This window comes from Thiothrix caldifontis, from assembly GCF_900107695.1.
In the GTDB taxonomy this organism is placed as follows: Bacteria; Pseudomonadota; Gammaproteobacteria; order Thiotrichales; family Thiotrichaceae; genus Thiothrix; species Thiothrix caldifontis.
Window position 1 is genome coordinate 111,849 of record NZ_FNQP01000007.1, and the last position, 15,648, is coordinate 127,496.

The following is a 15,648-nucleotide window of genomic DNA, read 5'->3' on the forward strand; positions in this document are numbered from 1 at the left end:
CGTGAATATCGTGATCCCACTGACCGTCTGGAAACATGACAATGCAATTGACTATGACACGGCCGGATGATTGGCACGTACACCTGCGTGATGGCGACATGTTAGCGACAGTGCTACCGGATACCGCCCAGCGTTTTGCCCGCGCTATTGTCATGCCCAACCTAAAACCGCCCGTGCGCACGGTGGCAGATGCAGGCGCTTACCGAGAGCGCATTCTGTCGGCATTGCCTGCCAACATGCGCTTTGAGCCACTGATGACCTTGTACCTGACCGACAATACGTCGCCGGAAGACATCCGTCAGGCTAAGTCTAGCGGCTTCATCCACGCGGTGAAGTATTACCCTGCGGGGGCAACCACCCATTCTGATTCCGGTGTCACCGATATTCGCCAGGTAGCCGCAGTTCTGGAAACCATGCAGGAAGTCGATTTGCCGCTGCTCATACACGGTGAAGTCACCGATACCAACATTGACATTTTTGACCGTGAAGCGGTTTTCATCGAGCGCATTCTTGTGCCGTTGTTGGAACGTTTGCCGCGCCTGCGGGTGGTGCTGGAACACATTACCACCGCGCAAGCCGCAGCGTTTGTGACGGCGGCATCGGCTAATGTCGCTGCCACCATTACGGTTCATCACCTGCTGTATAATCGCAATGCCATGTTCCAGGGGGGTATCCGTCCTCATGCGTATTGCCTGCCGGTACTCAAGCGTGAAAGCCACCGTCAGGCACTGGTGGCAGCCGCTACCAGTGGCAATCCGAAGTTTTTCCTTGGAACAGACAGCGCCCCGCATCTGCGTCATGACAAGGAATCGTCCTGCGGCTGTGCGGGTATTTACAGCGCACACGCGGCACTTGAGCTATATGCCGAGGTGTTTGAACAAGCCGGAGCGCTGGATAAACTGGAGGCGTTCGCCAGCTTCCACGGCTCCGACTTTTATGGGCTACCCCGTAATCAGGAGCAAGTGACGCTGGTGAAGCAGCCTTGGACAGTTCCAGCAGCGCTCAACGCTGGCGACCATGCGTTAATTCCCCTGCGGGCTGGTGAAACAGTCGGCTGGCATCTGGCGTAACGGTTAGGCATCCATCATGCTACGACAAGCTGCGTACCAGCGCCCAAACGTAGGGTTGCTGGTGGCAGCGGCTTCCAAAATCCCCATGCCTTGCGCGGAACGCAACACGCCAAACACGCTGGTATCCACCAAACCCGGCTGTTCACCCGCGTAAAAGTCTTTGCCAGCCAAACCGTTATCGACCCAATGCGCTAACGCCGTTTGAAACTCGGCTTCAGGGTTTTGGATGCTGTGCTTCAGCTTCATTTTATTGGCGACACGTGGCATCACCATTGCACCGACCAGCCGCACGAAGAAACGTTTAACCGCACCATCCTTACTGCTGGTCATCACCAGCCCCAGATTTTGGAACGATTTGCCGATATTCGGGTGAATCAATGGTGGTAGGTAATGCACCAGTGTGTTATCCACCCAAGCTTGCCACTCGTCATCCTGTGGGGTGGGCAGCAAATGCGCGTAGTTGTCGTTGAGGTAACGCACAATCGCGCTGGATTCGACCACGATTTCAGCATCATCTTTCAGCACGGGGACTTTTTTGTGGTCGGTGAAATCCAGCTCTTTCATCCCAAACGGGGTCACTTCCACTAGGTTGTAGGGGATTTTGGTGTAGTTGAGGAAGGCTTTTACTTTCCAGCAAAACGGGCAGGAATTGAATTGGTACAGGGTTATCATGTGTCGTTTATTTCATCTAAGTCAGGGGTGGGTCACATCCTACAACATGCTGGTATACTCGCACCACTAACTGACTGCTGAAACAGGAATTCCCATGACCTTGACCGAAACCCTCGATACCCTCAAATACAATAGCGATGGCTTGATTCCCGCGATTGCCCAGCAATTCGACACGCATGAAGTGCTGATGATGGCATGGATGAACCGTGCCAGCATCGAAGAAACACTGGAAACCGGGCGCGTTTGCTATTGGTCACGGTCACGCAACCGCTTTTGGCGCAAGGGTGAATCGTCGGGGCAAATGCAGGCATTAAAGGAATTCCGTATTGACTGCGATGCTGACACTATCTTGCTGCTGGTGGATCAAACTGGCCCGGCTTGCCATACCGGGCGGCGTTCGTGCTTTTACAATAAGGTGGAAGGCGATCAAGTGATTATTGACCGTGAGGTGTTGATTGACCCTAAAACGCTGTACGCCTGATGGAAGTCTGGCAGTATGCCGCTGCAACGGCGATTGTGGTACTGGCGTATTTTATTCGCGGCATTGCGGGGTTTGGGTCGGGCTTGATTGCGGTGCCATTGCTGGCGTTGTTTCTGCCGCTGACCTTCGTTGTGCCGCTGATTTTACTGCTGGATTTCACTGCATCGCTGGTAATGGGCGGGCTGGATTTGAAGCGGGTGCAATGGCGTGAAGTCGGCATGTTGATTCCCTTCAGCCTGATCGGGGTGATGGTCGGCACGCAATTGCTGGTGAATTTACCACTTACGCCGATGTTGCTGATCTTGGCGGCGTTTATTTTCGTGTTTGCGGTGCGCAGCTTGTTGAATTTGAAGGGTGAAAAACCGGTATCGGCGTGGTGGGCAATTCCGGCTTCGTTCACCGGTGGCACGGTCGGTGGGCTGTTTGGCACAGGCGGGCCGCCGTATGTGATTTATTTGAATCATCGGATTCAGGATAAAACGCTGTTGCGGGCAACATTTTCTGCGCTGTTTTTCATCGAAGGGGCGGTGCGGATTGCGACGTTTTTTATTGCCGGATTGTTGCTGGCGCAAACGGTGTGGTGGAATGCGTTGTTTGCCTTGCCCCTGATGTTGGGGGCATTGTGGGTAGGCGGTCATGTGCATACGGGGTTAACGCAAACGCACATGACGCGCCTGATTGGGGTATTGTTGTTGCTGGCCAGTGTGTCGCTGACACTCAAGGCGTTGAGCTAATCACTCCAACATGCTGCGCAACATCCACGCATTCTTTTCGTGGATTTGCATCCGCTGGGTTAACAGATCCGCCGTGGGTTCATCGCTGGCAGCATCCACCAGTGGGAAAATGCTGCGGGCAGTCCGCACTACCGCTTCCTGACCTTCCACCAAATTACGGATCATGTCCTGCGCTTTGGGTACGCCTTCTTCTTCCTTAATGGAGGAAAGCTTGCTGTAAGCCGCGTAAGTACCCGGTGCGGGGTAGCCAAGGGCGCGAATGCGTTCTGCCACCAAATCGACGGCTAACGCTAATTCGTTATATTGCGTCTCGAACATGAGGTGCAGGGTGTTGAACATTGGCCCCGTCACATTCCAATGGTAGTTATGGGTTTTCAGGTAAAGCGTGTAAGTGTCAGCGAGCAAGCGCGAAAGCCCGTCAGCAATCGCTTGGCGTTGGTCGTTGGGAATGCCGATATTGATGTCCATAAGAAGTCTCCCTGTCTGTATGGCTGTTTTGATCAGATGAAATGAGTATAGTACACCTTCATTGTTTTAATAAATTGAATGTTTATCTTATAACGTTCACAAAAACAGAACAACGGCTATAAGCACTTGCGCCCCATAATGTCCAGAATCAGGTGCAGCAACTCATCGGGGCGGTTGGTGATGCCAAATGCACCGGCTGGCACGCCGTCTTGCGCATTGAAATTTCCCACATAGAAAATCGCGGGCAAGCTAGGGTAATGATCGTGCAAGGTTTGCAAGGTGGCGATGCCATTCGACTGCCCTTCGGGGCGGGCAATATCCGACACCAATAGTTCACAACTGGTCTGTTTCAAATGCCCCAAGGCTTCGCCCACCGAAGTGACGGTAATGACGTCCAAGCCCAAATATTGCAACAGGCGGATTTCATTCACTAACGTATCGGGGCGATCATCCAACCATAACACGCGGCAACCGCTTAACATCTCACCATTGCCTTGCAGCCGCCGTAACACCTGTGCTTTATCCGCTGCATTCACCTCGATATGCCAATGCGGATTTCGCGCCGCCACCGTGAGTACATCATCCAAAGCACGTTCGACCTGTGACAGATCAGCCAACCAGTTCGGTCGTTGTTTCGCATAAGTACTGAGCAATAATTGCCGTGAATACAGATCGTATGCCAACAAAAAAGCGCTGAATGCCCCGATTACCCATAAGTACGCTGGTATGACCTTAATGATTTCCAGCCAAAAATCCTGATATTCCAACATGCGTCGCCCCTGAGAAATGTTTTTGCCCTTTATGTCGAAAATTCTAACACTTAAGCGGTAGTCTGTGGCAGATATTTGGCATTGACGCTGTACACTAATGAGCGTTTAATCATAAATAGCTTGGATAGACCAAGCCCAACCATTCTCAGTAAGGAGCTTACTGACATGTTCAAACCTGATTTTGATTTTCTGGTCTTCATTGGTCGGTTTCAGCCATTTCATGCGGGGCATCAAGCCGTGGTGGAAACCGCGTTGCAACGTGCCGAGCGCGTGATTGTGTTGATCGGTTCGAGTTACCAACCGCGCACTTTGCGTAATCCTTGGACATTTGCTGAGCGTGAAGCCTTTATCCGTGCCACGTTTCCTGAGGCGGGCGAACGCTTGATGCTTGCGCCGTTGCTGGATGACACCTACAACGAGCAAGGCTGGATTACCCGCGTGCAACAAACCGTGCATGGCATTACGTGCCGTTTCCCGCCAAAAGTGGGCAGTGCCGCGCCGCGTGTCGGCCTGATTGGGCACAGCAAAGACCACAGTTCTTATTACCTGTCGATGTTTCCGCAATGGCAATCTGTCGCGGTGGAAAATGTGCGCGGGGTGTCATCTACGCCGCTGCGCGAACAGTATTTCCAACACGGTACTACACATAGTGAGATCCCGCCAGCGGTGCAAACTTGGCTGGAAAATTTCCGAGGATCTGATGCCTTTCAGCACATTGCCAGCGAGTGGGAATTCGTGAACCAGTACCGCAAAGGCTGGGAAGCTGCCCCTTACGCCCCAACGTTTGTTACCGTCGATGCTGTGGTGGTACAAGCCGGACACATTTTGCTGATCGAACGCAAAGCCCGCCCCGGCAAAGGGCAATGGGCATTACCCGGTGGTTTTCTTGACCCACACGAAAAGCTGCGTGATGCGGTCATCCGTGAATTGCGTGAGGAAACCCGCATCAAAGTGCCTGCACCCGTGTTGGCGGGGTCGATTGTGAAAGAGCAAGTGTTTGACGATCCGTACCGTTCGGCGCGTGGGCGCACCATTACCCATGCGTTTTTGATTGAACTCAAACCCGATGCGCATGGCTTGCCGAAAGTGAAAGGCGGCGATGATGCGCAGCACGCTTTCTGGATGCCGTTGGGCGACCTAGACCCTGAACGGCTGTTTGAAGACCATTTCCAGATCATCAAGACGATGATTGGGTGAAGACCCTCACCCCCTAGCCCCCTCTCCCAGAGGTAGAGGGGGAACAAAACCCTTTCTTTAGCCCCTCTACCTCTGGGAGAGGGGTTGGGGTGAGGGCAAACGGTGGCAGATAGACTGCCACTCATACCATTACACAGGAGGATTTCCTATGTTCACTAACTTGATTCTCAACACTGACAGCTACAAAGCCAGCCACTTTTTGCAATACCCGGCGGGGACTGAGGTGGTGTCATCCTATATCGAATCACGCGGCGGGCAGTTTCCACAAACACTGTTCTTCGGCTTGCAAGCATTCATCAAGGAATACCTGCTCAAGCCCGTCACCACCGCAGATATTGATGAGGCGGAGGCGTTGTTTGCCGCGCACGGCGTACCGTTTTTCCGCCAAGGCTGGGAACAGATTGTGCAGCAACACGGCGGTTTCCTACCCGTTGAAATCCAAGCGTTGCCCGAAGGCATGATTGTCCCCACCGGCAATGCGTTGGTGCAAATCCGTAACACTGACCCGCAAGCGTTTTGGCTGACCTCGTATCTGGAAACGGCGTTGCTGCGGGCGGTCTGGTATCCCACCACGGTTGCCACACTGTCATGGCAGGTGAAGCAAAGCATACGCCAAGCCCTTGAGGCCACTTGCGATAATCCGGCTGCGGAGTTGCCGTTCAAGCTGCATGACTTCGGCGCACGCGGGGTGTCTTCGCACGAATCCGCAGCACTCGGTGGCATGGCGCACTTGGTCAATTTTATGGGTGGCGATACGGTCGTGGCATTGCTGGCGGCGCGTCAATATTACGGCGCGGACATGGCAGGCTTTTCAATCCCGGCGGCAGAACATTCCACCATTACCGCGTGGGGGCGCGAAGGCGAAACGGATGCTTACGCCAATATGCTGCAACAATTTGGGCAAGCGGGGAAATTGCTCGCGGTCGTGTCCGATTCCTACGACATTTACCACGCCGTTTCCGAGATTTGGGGCAAGCAATTGCGGGCGCAGGTCGAAAGCAGCGGCGCAACCGTGGTGATTCGCCCCGATTCCGGCGTGCCGGAAGAGATCGTGCCGGAAGTGCTGGAGCGTTTGTATGCCGAATTCGGTGGTCGCGTAAACAGCAAGGGCTACAAAGTGTTGAGCGATTGCGTGCGCGTGATTCAGGGCGATGGGGTGGATGTGGATTCCATCGGCGTGATTTTGCAACGCATTCAACAGGCTGGCTTTTCGACCGAAAATGTCGCGTTTGGCATGGGTGGCGGGCTGTTGCAGAAGGTTAACCGCGATACCTTGCGCTTTGCGATGAAGGCTTCCGCAATGCAAATCAATGGTGCGTGGCGCGATGTATATAAGCAGCCGGTCACGGATTCCGGCAAGCATTCCAAGCGTGGGCGGCTGGCGGTGATTAGGGATGCGGGCGTGATCAAAACCATCCGCGAGGATGCGCTGTCGTGGGAAAGCAATTTGCTGCGTCCGGTGTTCCGCAATGGTGAGTTATTAGTGAATGATGGTTTTAACGTAGTACGGGAACGTAGCAACGCCGTATAATCGCTGGCATGAAACACCTCCTCATCGCCCTCATCCGCTTCTACCAATTGTTCCTCAGCCCGCTGCTGGGGAGCAATTGCCGCTTCTACCCCACCTGTTCGCATTACGCGAAGGAGGCGATTGAAACCCACGGTGCACTCAAAGGCAGTTGGTTAGCCATCCGGCGTATCGGGCGTTGCAATCCCTGGCACGAAGGCGGGCTTGACCCCGTCCCTGATGCCTGCAAATGCGGCAAATCCCATAGTAACCCGAATGATCCGTAGTACGTTCATCTGGTTAGGGTTTACAAGCTAGCTGACTGTTTATACGCTTGATAACAATATCACCCTATTGGGTAAACAATAAAAATATTGGATAAACACTATGTCAGAAGTACAACAATTGGTTGATTTAGTCGTTACAGGGCATACCTCAGACAAACCGGTAGAAAAACTGGTCAGTGAAATCCTCACCTTGCTGGACGACCACAGTGCTCACCTCGAATTTAAACTCTCCGATGCCTTGCTATTTAATAATGGCATGGTGTCTATCCGTGACAATATTGATACCGATGAAGCGGAAGTTATTCGCCAAAAGCTGCACACGTTAGGTGTAAGCAGTGTGTTACGCCCTACACTCCAGATTGTCCCTAAAGAGACCGAAGAAACACCCGGCGACATGGGCATTTACACTTGCCCCGCTTGTGGACACCAACAAACCAAGCTCAACACCAGCCAGAATGGGCGTATGGATGCTTGCGAAGCCTGTGGTATTGTCGGCGAACGCTACCACAAAAAGCAGCGTCTGCAACAAGTGATGCAAAGTGAAAGCCAAAAACACGAGAACGAACGTTCCAAACGTATCCGCGAAGTGCTCGAACGAGCCAAGCTTGAAGAAGAAGCGTTATTGCAGGAAGAAGCACGCCGTCGCTTGGGCATTGCTGCCAAGCCAGATCACATCGGCCTCAAAGTAGCTGCTGCTGTTGCGGCTTTAAGTTTGAGTCTAGGGGGTGTTTATTACTACAACCAACCCACGGAAGAAGAACTCGCCCAACAAGCTGAAGTCGCTGCCAAATAACAAGCGGAAAAAGAAGCAGCAAGCCAAGCCGCAAGAGACGAAGCACTTGGTAAGCTGATGGAAAAAGCCCAAGACATGGGTGCAAAACTCGAAAACATGCCAATTACCAGCGGCGGCAGCACAGACCCTATTGAAGCCATGGAAACGGCGAAACCCCCAGCAGAACCAACCAAAGCCCCGCAGCAACACGAAACGAAGATAACCGAAGCCTTAAAAACCGATACCCAAGAACCGACAACCCCAGAAGCCACCACGGAAAAGAAAGTCAAAACCGAGGTTTCCCAAACCGCTATCGCCGAAATGGAGGGGCAGCAACTGACACCTACCCGCTTCCAAATCAGCCAGGACGAACACACTGAAAACCGGCGGCGTATTCAGCAATTGCTCAAACTGGATGAAGTCGATCTCACGGATACCATCATTGCGCAAACCCCCGAAGCCTATCCGCGTACTTTGCTGCTGTTAGACATCGCCGAATGGCAATTGCAACAGCAGCAGGTCGACAATGCCCGCAAAACAATCGCCCGCATTCAGCAAGAGCTGTCACAAACCCAAGACCCTACGCAACAAGCCTTAATTCTCGGTGCTATCAGTAAAACCCATTTATTGATGGATGAGTGGGAATTGGCTGGGCAAAGTTTACAACAAGCCTTGGTGACAGCCGAAAAACTGCCACAATTAGCAGATCAAGTGAAGCTATTAACCCGCTTAGCAAACGAACAAGCCTTGTTTGGCAACCAAATCGCGGCGCGTCAAGTTTTAGAATCGGCTCTCAAACTGTCTGCGACGCTGCCAGAAGGTATCGAACCACGTTCCAGCAGTTTTGTACAACTCGCTTCGGGTTACGCCATGTTGACCGACTTTGCGGAAGCCAACAAACTTCTCGGCAAAGTGGAAGACCCAGCCAAACGCCAAAAACTGGCTGAATTCATCGACAAACTGCAACACCGCGTCGAGCAAGTTCGCGCTGAATACCTGCAAACAGCGCAAACCACCGCACCTTAACGCGGTGTCAACACGTACACTTTCTCATCCAGCCGGGTTAGCCCGCGCTGGCGAAAACCCGGTTCATCATCCAGTGCATTCAACACCAACAAACGCTCAATAGTATAGTGGTGCTCATAAAACCCGCGCACCTCCGTTTCATGTACTGAAAACGGAGGCCCCTTCATTTCCTGCTGATCGTATTCTAGGGTAATCAATAAAACGGGGACTCGTGGTGGCAAAATATCCATGAAATGCATAGAGTAACTAACCCGCATCTCAGGCGGCAGTGCAATCAGGGAGGCGCGATCAAATACGCCAGCACAAGCGGCTATGTCGGCAGTGGTGAGATGAAAAAAGTCCCCTTGCAAGATGACCAAGCCGTCGCATTCCCAGCGCTCAAATGCCCCCTGGCGCGTTACTATCGGCTCCAAACCGTTTTCTGCAAAAAAATCATGAACCGCAATCGGGCTGATTTCCACCCCTGTCACCAGAAAGCCTTGCGAACGTAACCACAGCATATCGCGGCTTTTTCCGCATAAAGGTACAAAAATATTGCTTCCCTTGGGCACATCCAAATTTCCCCAGAATGCCTGTAAATGGCTGTTGATTTCGGGCTGGTGAAAGCCTATCTGATTATATTCCCAGCGTTCCAGCCAAAAGTCTGCCTGCATGATCTTGCTCCGTTAATTAATATTACGTGCCTCCGCCGCTGAGAAATGTTGGGTATTTGCGGAGAATGGCAATGTTGTGTCTGCGCTATCGGCTCTGAAATACAGCCCCAACAGATGCATGGGGGTTGTGTCTAATGCTTCTGCCAAGCGAATTAACGTTGACAGTTTGGCATCAGTAAGATCAGCGCTCAAGAGCCGATACCAGGTTTGCCGTGATATATCCGCCCGCCGTGCCACTTCCGATCTGGAAATACCGAGAGTAGTAATGCGCTGCTCAAGGTATATCGCCAAGTCTTTGCTTGACATGAGTGCCCCTCCAATTGTTATGTAATCAACATTTGAAAGTTGTGTCGTAGTATCGCGGCTAAACGTTCACCTTGAATGCATCAAAATAGATTTTTCTGATGTAAAGACAATTATTGCAATACCACCGTATAGGCAAGCAAATCTTGCGAGCCGGGGCGTTCCACCGCCATGTTTACCGAATCGCCTGCTTGGTGTTGCGATAACACCTGTTTCAGATCCGCCATGGTTTGCAGCGTAACACCCTCCAGACTTGCCAGCCGGTCGCCTTTTTGCAGCCCCGCTTTACCGGCTGCACTGTCTTTATCCACGACGGCAATGCTCAAACGATTGTCTTGGGTATCCAGCAAAACCCCCAGTTTGCCGGTGGCTGGTAGCGTCACCGCTGCGGTCAGCAAGGTATAATCCACGGCGACCGCCGGTTCTGGAGTATCACTGCTGGCAACGGTAGCCAGTTTGATTCCCGGCATCTGCCTTGCTACATCTTGCGGGATACCTGCACCGTCGCTGATATGCCCAACACCTGCAAACACCACCATCTGATGTTCGGGATGCGCTTGCAAGTAACGGGCAACGTTGTGCGCCATGGTTTCATCCCAGATACGTTGCACCAGCATAAAGCGTTCAAATTGTTGCGAATCTTGCGAATGCACGGCAAACACCTTATGCAACCGCTCTTGATAAGCAGCATCAGCAGGCTGAATGGTACTCGGCAATTGCGCCCTCTCGGCTTTACTCAACGCTTCCAAACCGCCTTGGGAAACTTTGCGCGTCAACTCGACCGGCGCGTTCAAAGCAATCACGGGTAAGCGCTTGGCTTTGGCGTATTCCAGAATCGGGCGCAATTGCCGATAATCGTAGCCCCAACGCTCGAAATATTCCGTTTGGCGCAACAATTCTGGCTCACTCAGTTTGCCCGCCAAATACGCATTCAACACCGGTTGCATGGATTGTTGGAACCACTCGACCCCAATTGCCATACGGGGATTGCGTTGGTACAAGGCTTGCAGTACCGCAAGCTGGTTGAGGTGGTGATCATAACGGTCATGGATTTCACCCACAAATACCACCCGGTTTTGTGCCAAAGTGTCCACTAAGGTAGAAAATGCCAACGTTTTACCTTGTGCCACCCCCGCAGGCGAATGTTCACCGAGATACGCCAATACCTCTGCCAGATTTGCGTGTTCTAGGGTTTCGGCAACACTGCCCACAGGGAATACACTAACCAGTGCCACACCTGCCGCTAATAACGTGCGGCTAACGAAACCAAGGAATGCTTTATGCCGATTGTGAAACATCTTGTTGTCCTGTTTGTGTTATGGCTGCCAACCTTGAGTGCAGCCGAAACGTTGCCAGTATTACACCATGAACTGCGGGTAACGCCCGATATTAAAACCGGCAGCTTGCAGGTGGAAGATACTTTACGCATCCCCGAAAACCTGCGGGTGAACGGGCAGTTTACCTTCATGCTCAACCCACAATTCACACTCAATGCCGAAATTCTCTCCAACACGACGCAAACAGCAGGCCGCTATAGTATTTCACTTCCCGCCAATCAAGGGGAAATCACCCTCAAATACAGTGGTAGGCTGACCTCCACGCCCGATTGCGCATGGCTTACCCAAGCCTGTGTGCTGTTGAATGAGAAAGGCATTTACCTCGACAGTGCCAGCCAATGGTATGCACAAACCGGCAATGCACTGCATACGTTTGAACTAAAGACTACGTTACCAGATGGCTGGGTGAGTCTCAGCCAAGGCAAGCAAACCGCTGCGGGCTGGGCAGAAACGCAACCGCAAGACAGTATTTACTTGCTGGCAGGCAAATTTCAGGTCTACCAACAAGCAGGCAAGCACGCTACTGCGATGGTGTATTTGCAGGAAAAAGACGACGCACTGGCACAGCGTTACCTGCAAGCGACCGCGCAGTATCTGGACGAGTATTCCAAACTGTTGGGGGATTACCCTTACGCCAAATTTGCCACGGTGGAAAGTTTTTGGGAAACGGGCTGGGGAATGCCGTCATTCACCTTGCTGGGGTCACGGGTGATACGCTTGCCGTTTATTTTGCACTCGTCGTTTCCGCACGAAATTTTGCATAACTGGTGGGGCAATAGCGTGTATGTCGATGCCAGCCAAGGCAACTGGACAGAAGGCTTGACCGCGTATTTGGCTGACCAGCGCATCAAGGCACAAGTCGGCGAAGGCGCGGAATACCGCCGCAGCAGCTTGCAAAAATACGCGACGTTTGTGGGCAAGCAAGACGATTTTCCGCTGACCAATTTCCGCAGCCGCCACGATGAAACCACGCAGGCGATTGGTTACAGCAAAGCGTTGATGCTGTTCCATATGCTGCGCCAACAGCAGGGGGATGAGGCGTTTTTTGCGGGTTTACGGCAATTTTATGCGGCATACCGCTTTAAAGCAGCGACATTTGGCGACTTGTTGGACAGTTTGCAGGCAGATAAAACCTTCCGGCAAACATGGCTAGAGGGCACGGGTGCGCCACGCTTAGCCATTGCAGCGCATAGCTTGACACCGGAGGGGAGCAACTACCGTTTGCAACTGACCTTGAAGCAGGAACAACGCAGTAAGACGTTCCCACTGAGCATTCCGGTGCGCAGCCGTTTCGCGGGTGAGCAACCGGAGCGCACCGACACGTTGCAGATGACGCAGACTACACAAACCTTCGAGCTAGTATTCCCTGCTAAGCCTGAGCAAGTGGCCGTTGACCCTGAGTTTGACCTGTTCCGCTTGCCGGATGCAGCAGAAATGCCTGCCACCATCGGCATCATGAATGGCAAGAGCGACAAGACTTACGTACTCTCGCGCCAAACGGATGAAGCGATGCAGTTGGCATGGCAAAGCTGGCTGGATGGGTTGAAAGAACGTGACCCTGCTTTGCGGGTGCAATACGACGATGCACCGTTGCCGGATACTGGCACTGTGATATTGCTGGGTGGCGATAATGCGGCCTTGCAAGGGCTGCTGGAGCGGGCGCAAGAACCGTTTCGCATGACGGATGCGGCGTATACGCTCAATAGTGTGAATTACACCTGCGGCTTGCACACACTGGCGCTGGGTTTGCGGGCAGGACAGCAAGATATTGTTTTATTGGATGCCTCTAGCCCCGATGGATTGGAGAGGATGCTGGCAAAACTGCCGCATTATGGCAAATACAGCTATCTGGTGTTTGACAGTACCAACGGTGAAAACGTCGCCAAAGGCCAGTGGGAGCTGAAAGATTCACCGTTAACCTTGAATTTTTCCGCCCATCGCCTTTAATTCGACGGCTATCTCGATCACGACTAGTTATTCATAAAATTTATGAAATAATGATTTCAACACATCAGCAGCAATCTGACATTTCTCGCCGATGGTGGTTTTCTCTCGACTCTCTTGTAGATGGATTTTAGCCGGACAATTGTCCGGCTTTCTTTTTTTACCCATGAGTATGGTTTTAAAACCTAGCGTGAGCTAACCCCATCAACCCCAACCACACCAGCATATGCAACAACGCTGCCCAGTGATAGCGTTGCGCGAGTTCTTCCGGTGGAATATTGGTAATCAGAAACAGTTGCCCAGCTTTCGCCCCATCCATCACATGCATACCCGGCGCTCGCTGCTGTTCGCGAATGTCATCATCCACCCAACGTTCGGCGGCGGCGCGTACTGTCTGCCACTCATCGGGGTCAATTTGCCCATTGCCATTCGCATCGAAGTTTTGCAGTAATTGCTGCGGGTTATTTTTCCATTCAGCCAGTAGCGCGGCTAAACGTTCGCGGCGTTCCAATGACACCGTGTCATGGCGCTGCGTATGCAATTCGCCGAGTGCATACAACGGTTGTCCGGGGTAAATAGCGTGCAGCAAAAACAAGTGGTTATCACCCGTGCGGGTCACAATTTCAGCGTATTGCGGGTAAAGCAGGCAACGCCCATGGGAATCTTCCAACACAAATGGTTGATCCTCCACATAACCCGGTAGCCACACCATAACCGGCAAGTGTGGCAAACCCCGAAAACTTTCGCCTTCAGGCAAAGCCGCTTTGCCGCATAACTCCACATAACCTTGGGCGCTACTGCTCAAACGCGAGGTTGGGGTATCCACAATCAAGCGATAACGGCGGTATAAGCCCAAAGCAAATAACAAGCTAACGGTAGCGGGCAACAACAGCCATTCCCGCCCCCATTGCTGTGACAGCCAGACGCAGCCTGCCCCCCAAACCAGCGCAAAGCCCCATGTCGAGGCAAGGTTAATCACGCCACCTTTACGTAATACGGCAAACCGTTGGTTTTCAACGACTTGATACCAGTTCAGACCATCAGCATCCGAACGGTCGTGAGGATGGCTCAGTTCAGGCAGTAAAGTGCGCAGCCACATCCACATCGGCAGTTTCCTCAGACTTAAAACTCAGCAAACGGAAACGCTTGAAACTAAACGCTTTGGCAATCATGACATCCGGGAACTGTTCAATGCGGGTGTTATTGATGGCGGCAGCATCGTTGTAGAACTCACGACGGTCAGCAATGCTGTCTTCCAAACCACTGATACGTTCACGCAAATGCAGAAAAGACTCACTGGCCTTGAGTTCAGGGTAGGCTTCGGCAACGGCAAACAAACTCCCTAACCCAACGCGCAAGGACTGTTCGGCGGACTCCAAAGCCTCCATATTGCCGAATTGCATGGCACTGACCACACGATTTCGCGCCTCCATGACGGCTTGCAGCGTCGCCTGCTCGTATTGCATGTGCTCTTTGCACACCGCGATCAGCTTCGGTAGCTCGGTATTACGTTGTTTAAGCAACACATCGGTATTACTCCAGGCTTTTTCGGTATTGTTTTTCAGTAACACCAATTGGTTGTAAAGCAGAATGCCCCACAATAGCAGGCCACCCAACAGGGAGAAGAAAATAATGAGTCCGGTATTCATGGCGTTATTTTTATCAATGGTTTATCGGGTTGCGATGAGTCTAACAGCTAGTGGTAGACCAGCCAACGTGGTATAGATAAGTGGTTATCATCACAGCAAAAACGAGGAGGAAGGTATGCGTACCCTATTAAAATTCTGGCTGGCTTTACTGTGCCTGCTACCGCTGGTCGGTGATGCCGCTGATGCTTTTCCCACCCAACAGACATTTGCTGGGCAGGCGCTGAATCTGAATGGCAAAGGTATTCGCACCAAAGCCTTTTTCAATCTGTACACCGCAGGCTTGTATGTGCAGGAGAAAAGCACGGATGCGGCTGTGATCCTTGCTGCGAACCAACCAACTGCGATGCGTTTAGAAATCACCTCCGGCATGATTACCAGTGAAAAGATGGAAGCAGCCGTGCGTGAGGGGTTTAAACAATCCAGCTCTGACCCCGCGCTTCAGCCAGGTATTGAACAGTTAATCACGGTGTTCAAAGAAGCCATCAAGGAAGGCGATGTCTATGATTTTGTCTACACACCCGCCAAGGTGGTGATTATTAAGAATGGCAAGCCCTCAGCCACCATTGCAGGTAATGATTTTAAGCAAGCCTTGTTTGGCATTTGGTTGGGCGAAAACCCCGTACAAGCGAGTTTGAAAAAGGCGCTGCTGGGGCGTTGAGAGGCGTTTTCCAATAACAGGAGCAATCGCCTGAATGGTTCTGACCCTCTAGCCCATCGGGTGACGCAAAGGATTGTGCGGGAGTCCTTGCCAAAAGTCACATACTGGATGCCGTGTGGC

General features: G+C 52.3%; 18 protein-coding genes. 10 read left to right on the forward strand and 8 right to left on the reverse strand.

The features are described 5' to 3' along the window. Positions 1–35: 35 nt before the first annotated feature. Positions 36–1,070 carry a dihydroorotase gene (gene pyrC / locus BLV87_RS07585; RefSeq protein ID WP_217629958.1) on the forward strand — a complete coding sequence of 345 codons (1,035 nt, stop codon included), beginning with the start codon at positions 36–38 and terminating at the stop codon, positions 1,068–1,070. Between the two features lie 3 nt (positions 1,071–1,073). Here the strand turns inward: pyrC and BLV87_RS07590 are convergent, their stop codons facing one another. Continuing rightward, entirely contained in the window at positions 1,074–1,742 is a 669-nt protein-coding gene (locus BLV87_RS07590) for a glutathione S-transferase family protein (protein ID WP_093067048.1), read from the reverse strand. Between the two features lie 94 nt (positions 1,743–1,836). Here BLV87_RS07590 and hisI point away from each other — a divergent pair, with 94 nt between their 5' ends. Together hisI and BLV87_RS07600 are read left to right on the forward strand one after the other, a co-directional pair. Next, positions 1,837–2,223, forward strand: coding sequence for a phosphoribosyl-AMP cyclohydrolase (hisI, locus tag BLV87_RS07595; RefSeq protein WP_093067050.1), 387 nt, complete (start codon positions 1,837–1,839; stop codon positions 2,221–2,223). Further along, entirely contained in the window at positions 2,223–2,957 is a 735-nt protein-coding gene (locus BLV87_RS07600; protein WP_093067052.1) for a sulfite exporter TauE/SafE family protein, read from the forward strand. Before hisI ends, BLV87_RS07600 begins: the two co-directional genes overlap by 1 nt. Here the strand turns inward: BLV87_RS07600 and BLV87_RS07605 are convergent, their stop codons facing one another. Continuing rightward, positions 2,958–3,425 (reverse strand): Dps family protein, encoded by a 468-nt coding sequence (locus tag BLV87_RS07605; protein WP_093067053.1) that lies wholly within the window; start codon positions 3,423–3,425, stop codon positions 2,958–2,960. It abuts the gene before it with no gap. Between the two features lie 116 nt (positions 3,426–3,541). Then, positions 3,542–4,195: a DNA-binding transcriptional response regulator gene (locus tag BLV87_RS07610; protein WP_093067054.1), complete on the reverse strand. Its 654-nt coding sequence runs from the start codon at positions 4,193–4,195 to the stop codon at positions 3,542–3,544. Between the two features lie 165 nt (positions 4,196–4,360). Here BLV87_RS07610 and BLV87_RS07615 point away from each other — a divergent pair, with 165 nt between their 5' ends. The 5 genes from BLV87_RS07615 (at position 4,361) to BLV87_RS07635 (ending at position 8,984) form a co-directional block, all read left to right on the forward strand. Beyond that, positions 4,361–5,392: a bifunctional nicotinamide-nucleotide adenylyltransferase/Nudix hydroxylase gene (locus BLV87_RS07615; protein ID WP_093067055.1), complete on the forward strand. Its 1,032-nt coding sequence runs from the start codon at positions 4,361–4,363 to the stop codon at positions 5,390–5,392. Between the two features lie 148 nt (positions 5,393–5,540). Beyond that, positions 5,541–6,923, forward strand: a complete 1,383-nt coding sequence (locus BLV87_RS07620) for a nicotinate phosphoribosyltransferase (RefSeq protein ID WP_093067057.1) — start codon at positions 5,541–5,543, stop codon at positions 6,921–6,923. 8 nt (positions 6,924–6,931) lie between these two features. Beyond that, positions 6,932–7,186, forward strand: a complete 255-nt coding sequence (gene yidD / locus BLV87_RS07625; RefSeq protein WP_093067059.1) for a membrane protein insertion efficiency factor YidD — start codon at positions 6,932–6,934, stop codon at positions 7,184–7,186. 100 nt (positions 7,187–7,286) lie between these two features. After that, positions 7,287–7,979 (forward strand): hypothetical protein, encoded by a 693-nt coding sequence (locus BLV87_RS07630; RefSeq protein WP_093067061.1) that lies wholly within the window; start codon positions 7,287–7,289, stop codon positions 7,977–7,979. 57 nt (positions 7,980–8,036) lie between these two features. Beyond that, entirely contained in the window at positions 8,037–8,984 is a 948-nt protein-coding gene (locus BLV87_RS07635) for a hypothetical protein (RefSeq protein WP_093067063.1), read from the forward strand. Here BLV87_RS07635 and BLV87_RS07640 read toward each other — a convergent pair. The 3 genes from BLV87_RS07640 to BLV87_RS07650 all read right to left on the reverse strand — a co-directional run bounded on the left by BLV87_RS07640 (position 8,981) and on the right by BLV87_RS07650 (position 11,238). Continuing rightward, the gene (locus BLV87_RS07640) at positions 8,981–9,637 is read right to left on the reverse strand and encodes a thiopurine S-methyltransferase (RefSeq protein ID WP_093067065.1); all 657 of its coding nucleotides are present in this window, start codon (positions 9,635–9,637) and stop codon (positions 8,981–8,983) included. The genes BLV87_RS07635 and BLV87_RS07640 overlap by 4 nt on opposite strands. A gap of 12 nt (positions 9,638–9,649) precedes the next feature. Next, entirely contained in the window at positions 9,650–9,943 is a 294-nt protein-coding gene (locus BLV87_RS07645; protein WP_093067067.1) for a helix-turn-helix domain-containing protein, read from the reverse strand. A gap of 110 nt (positions 9,944–10,053) precedes the next feature. Further along, complete coding sequence (locus BLV87_RS07650; RefSeq protein ID WP_093067069.1) at positions 10,054–11,238, reverse strand: ChaN family lipoprotein; 1,185 nt, start codon at positions 11,236–11,238, stop codon at positions 10,054–10,056. Between BLV87_RS07650 and BLV87_RS07655 the strand changes: the two genes are divergently transcribed. Next, complete coding sequence (locus BLV87_RS07655) at positions 11,221–13,224, forward strand: M1 family metallopeptidase (RefSeq protein ID WP_139282137.1); 2,004 nt, start codon at positions 11,221–11,223, stop codon at positions 13,222–13,224. The genes BLV87_RS07650 and BLV87_RS07655 overlap by 18 nt on opposite strands. A gap of 175 nt (positions 13,225–13,399) precedes the next feature. Here BLV87_RS07655 and BLV87_RS07660 read toward each other — a convergent pair whose 3' ends face one another. Together BLV87_RS07660 and BLV87_RS07665 are read right to left on the reverse strand one after the other, a co-directional pair. Beyond that, complete coding sequence (locus tag BLV87_RS07660; protein ID WP_139282138.1) at positions 13,400–14,320, reverse strand: hypothetical protein; 921 nt, start codon at positions 14,318–14,320, stop codon at positions 13,400–13,402. Then, positions 14,295–14,870 carry a LemA family protein gene (locus BLV87_RS07665; RefSeq protein ID WP_093067075.1) on the reverse strand — a complete coding sequence of 192 codons (576 nt, stop codon included), beginning with the start codon at positions 14,868–14,870 and terminating at the stop codon, positions 14,295–14,297. The genes BLV87_RS07660 and BLV87_RS07665 overlap by 26 nt, the downstream gene beginning before the upstream one ends. A gap of 115 nt (positions 14,871–14,985) precedes the next feature. On the opposite strand from BLV87_RS07665, the gene BLV87_RS07670 reads away from it, so the two are divergent. Beyond that, entirely contained in the window at positions 14,986–15,528 is a 543-nt protein-coding gene (locus tag BLV87_RS07670) for a chalcone isomerase family protein (protein WP_093067077.1), read from the forward strand. Positions 15,529–15,648 lie beyond the last annotated feature (120 nt).

Coding starts and splice junctions, on each gene's coding strand:
- pyrC (WP_217629958.1), top strand. CDS start 36: ATGACAATGCAATTGACTATGACACGGCCGGATGATTGGCACGTACAC.
- BLV87_RS07590 (WP_093067048.1), bottom strand. CDS start 1,742: ATGATAACCCTGTACCAATTCAATTCCTGCCCGTTTTGCTGGAAAGTA.
- hisI (WP_093067050.1), top strand. CDS start 1,837: ATGACCTTGACCGAAACCCTCGATACCCTCAAATACAATAGCGATGGC.
- BLV87_RS07600 (WP_093067052.1), top strand. CDS start 2,223: ATGGAAGTCTGGCAGTATGCCGCTGCAACGGCGATTGTGGTACTGGCG.
- BLV87_RS07605 (WP_093067053.1), bottom strand. CDS start 3,425: ATGGACATCAATATCGGCATTCCCAACGACCAACGCCAAGCGATTGCT.
- BLV87_RS07610 (WP_093067054.1), bottom strand. CDS start 4,195: ATGTTGGAATATCAGGATTTTTGGCTGGAAATCATTAAGGTCATACCA.
- BLV87_RS07615 (WP_093067055.1), top strand. CDS start 4,361: ATGTTCAAACCTGATTTTGATTTTCTGGTCTTCATTGGTCGGTTTCAG.
- BLV87_RS07620 (WP_093067057.1), top strand. CDS start 5,541: ATGTTCACTAACTTGATTCTCAACACTGACAGCTACAAAGCCAGCCAC.
- yidD (WP_093067059.1), top strand. CDS start 6,932: ATGAAACACCTCCTCATCGCCCTCATCCGCTTCTACCAATTGTTCCTC.
- BLV87_RS07630 (WP_093067061.1), top strand. CDS start 7,287: ATGTCAGAAGTACAACAATTGGTTGATTTAGTCGTTACAGGGCATACC.
- BLV87_RS07635 (WP_093067063.1), top strand. CDS start 8,037: ATGGAAAAAGCCCAAGACATGGGTGCAAAACTCGAAAACATGCCAATT.
- BLV87_RS07640 (WP_093067065.1), bottom strand. CDS start 9,637: ATGCAGGCAGACTTTTGGCTGGAACGCTGGGAATATAATCAGATAGGC.
- BLV87_RS07645 (WP_093067067.1), bottom strand. CDS start 9,943: ATGTCAAGCAAAGACTTGGCGATATACCTTGAGCAGCGCATTACTACT.
- BLV87_RS07655 (WP_139282137.1), top strand. CDS start 11,221: ATGCCGATTGTGAAACATCTTGTTGTCCTGTTTGTGTTATGGCTGCCA.
- BLV87_RS07650 (WP_093067069.1), bottom strand. CDS start 11,238: ATGTTTCACAATCGGCATAAAGCATTCCTTGGTTTCGTTAGCCGCACG.
- BLV87_RS07660 (WP_139282138.1), bottom strand. CDS start 14,320: ATGTGGCTGCGCACTTTACTGCCTGAACTGAGCCATCCTCACGACCGT.
- BLV87_RS07665 (WP_093067075.1), bottom strand. CDS start 14,870: ATGAATACCGGACTCATTATTTTCTTCTCCCTGTTGGGTGGCCTGCTA.
- BLV87_RS07670 (WP_093067077.1), top strand. CDS start 14,986: ATGCGTACCCTATTAAAATTCTGGCTGGCTTTACTGTGCCTGCTACCG.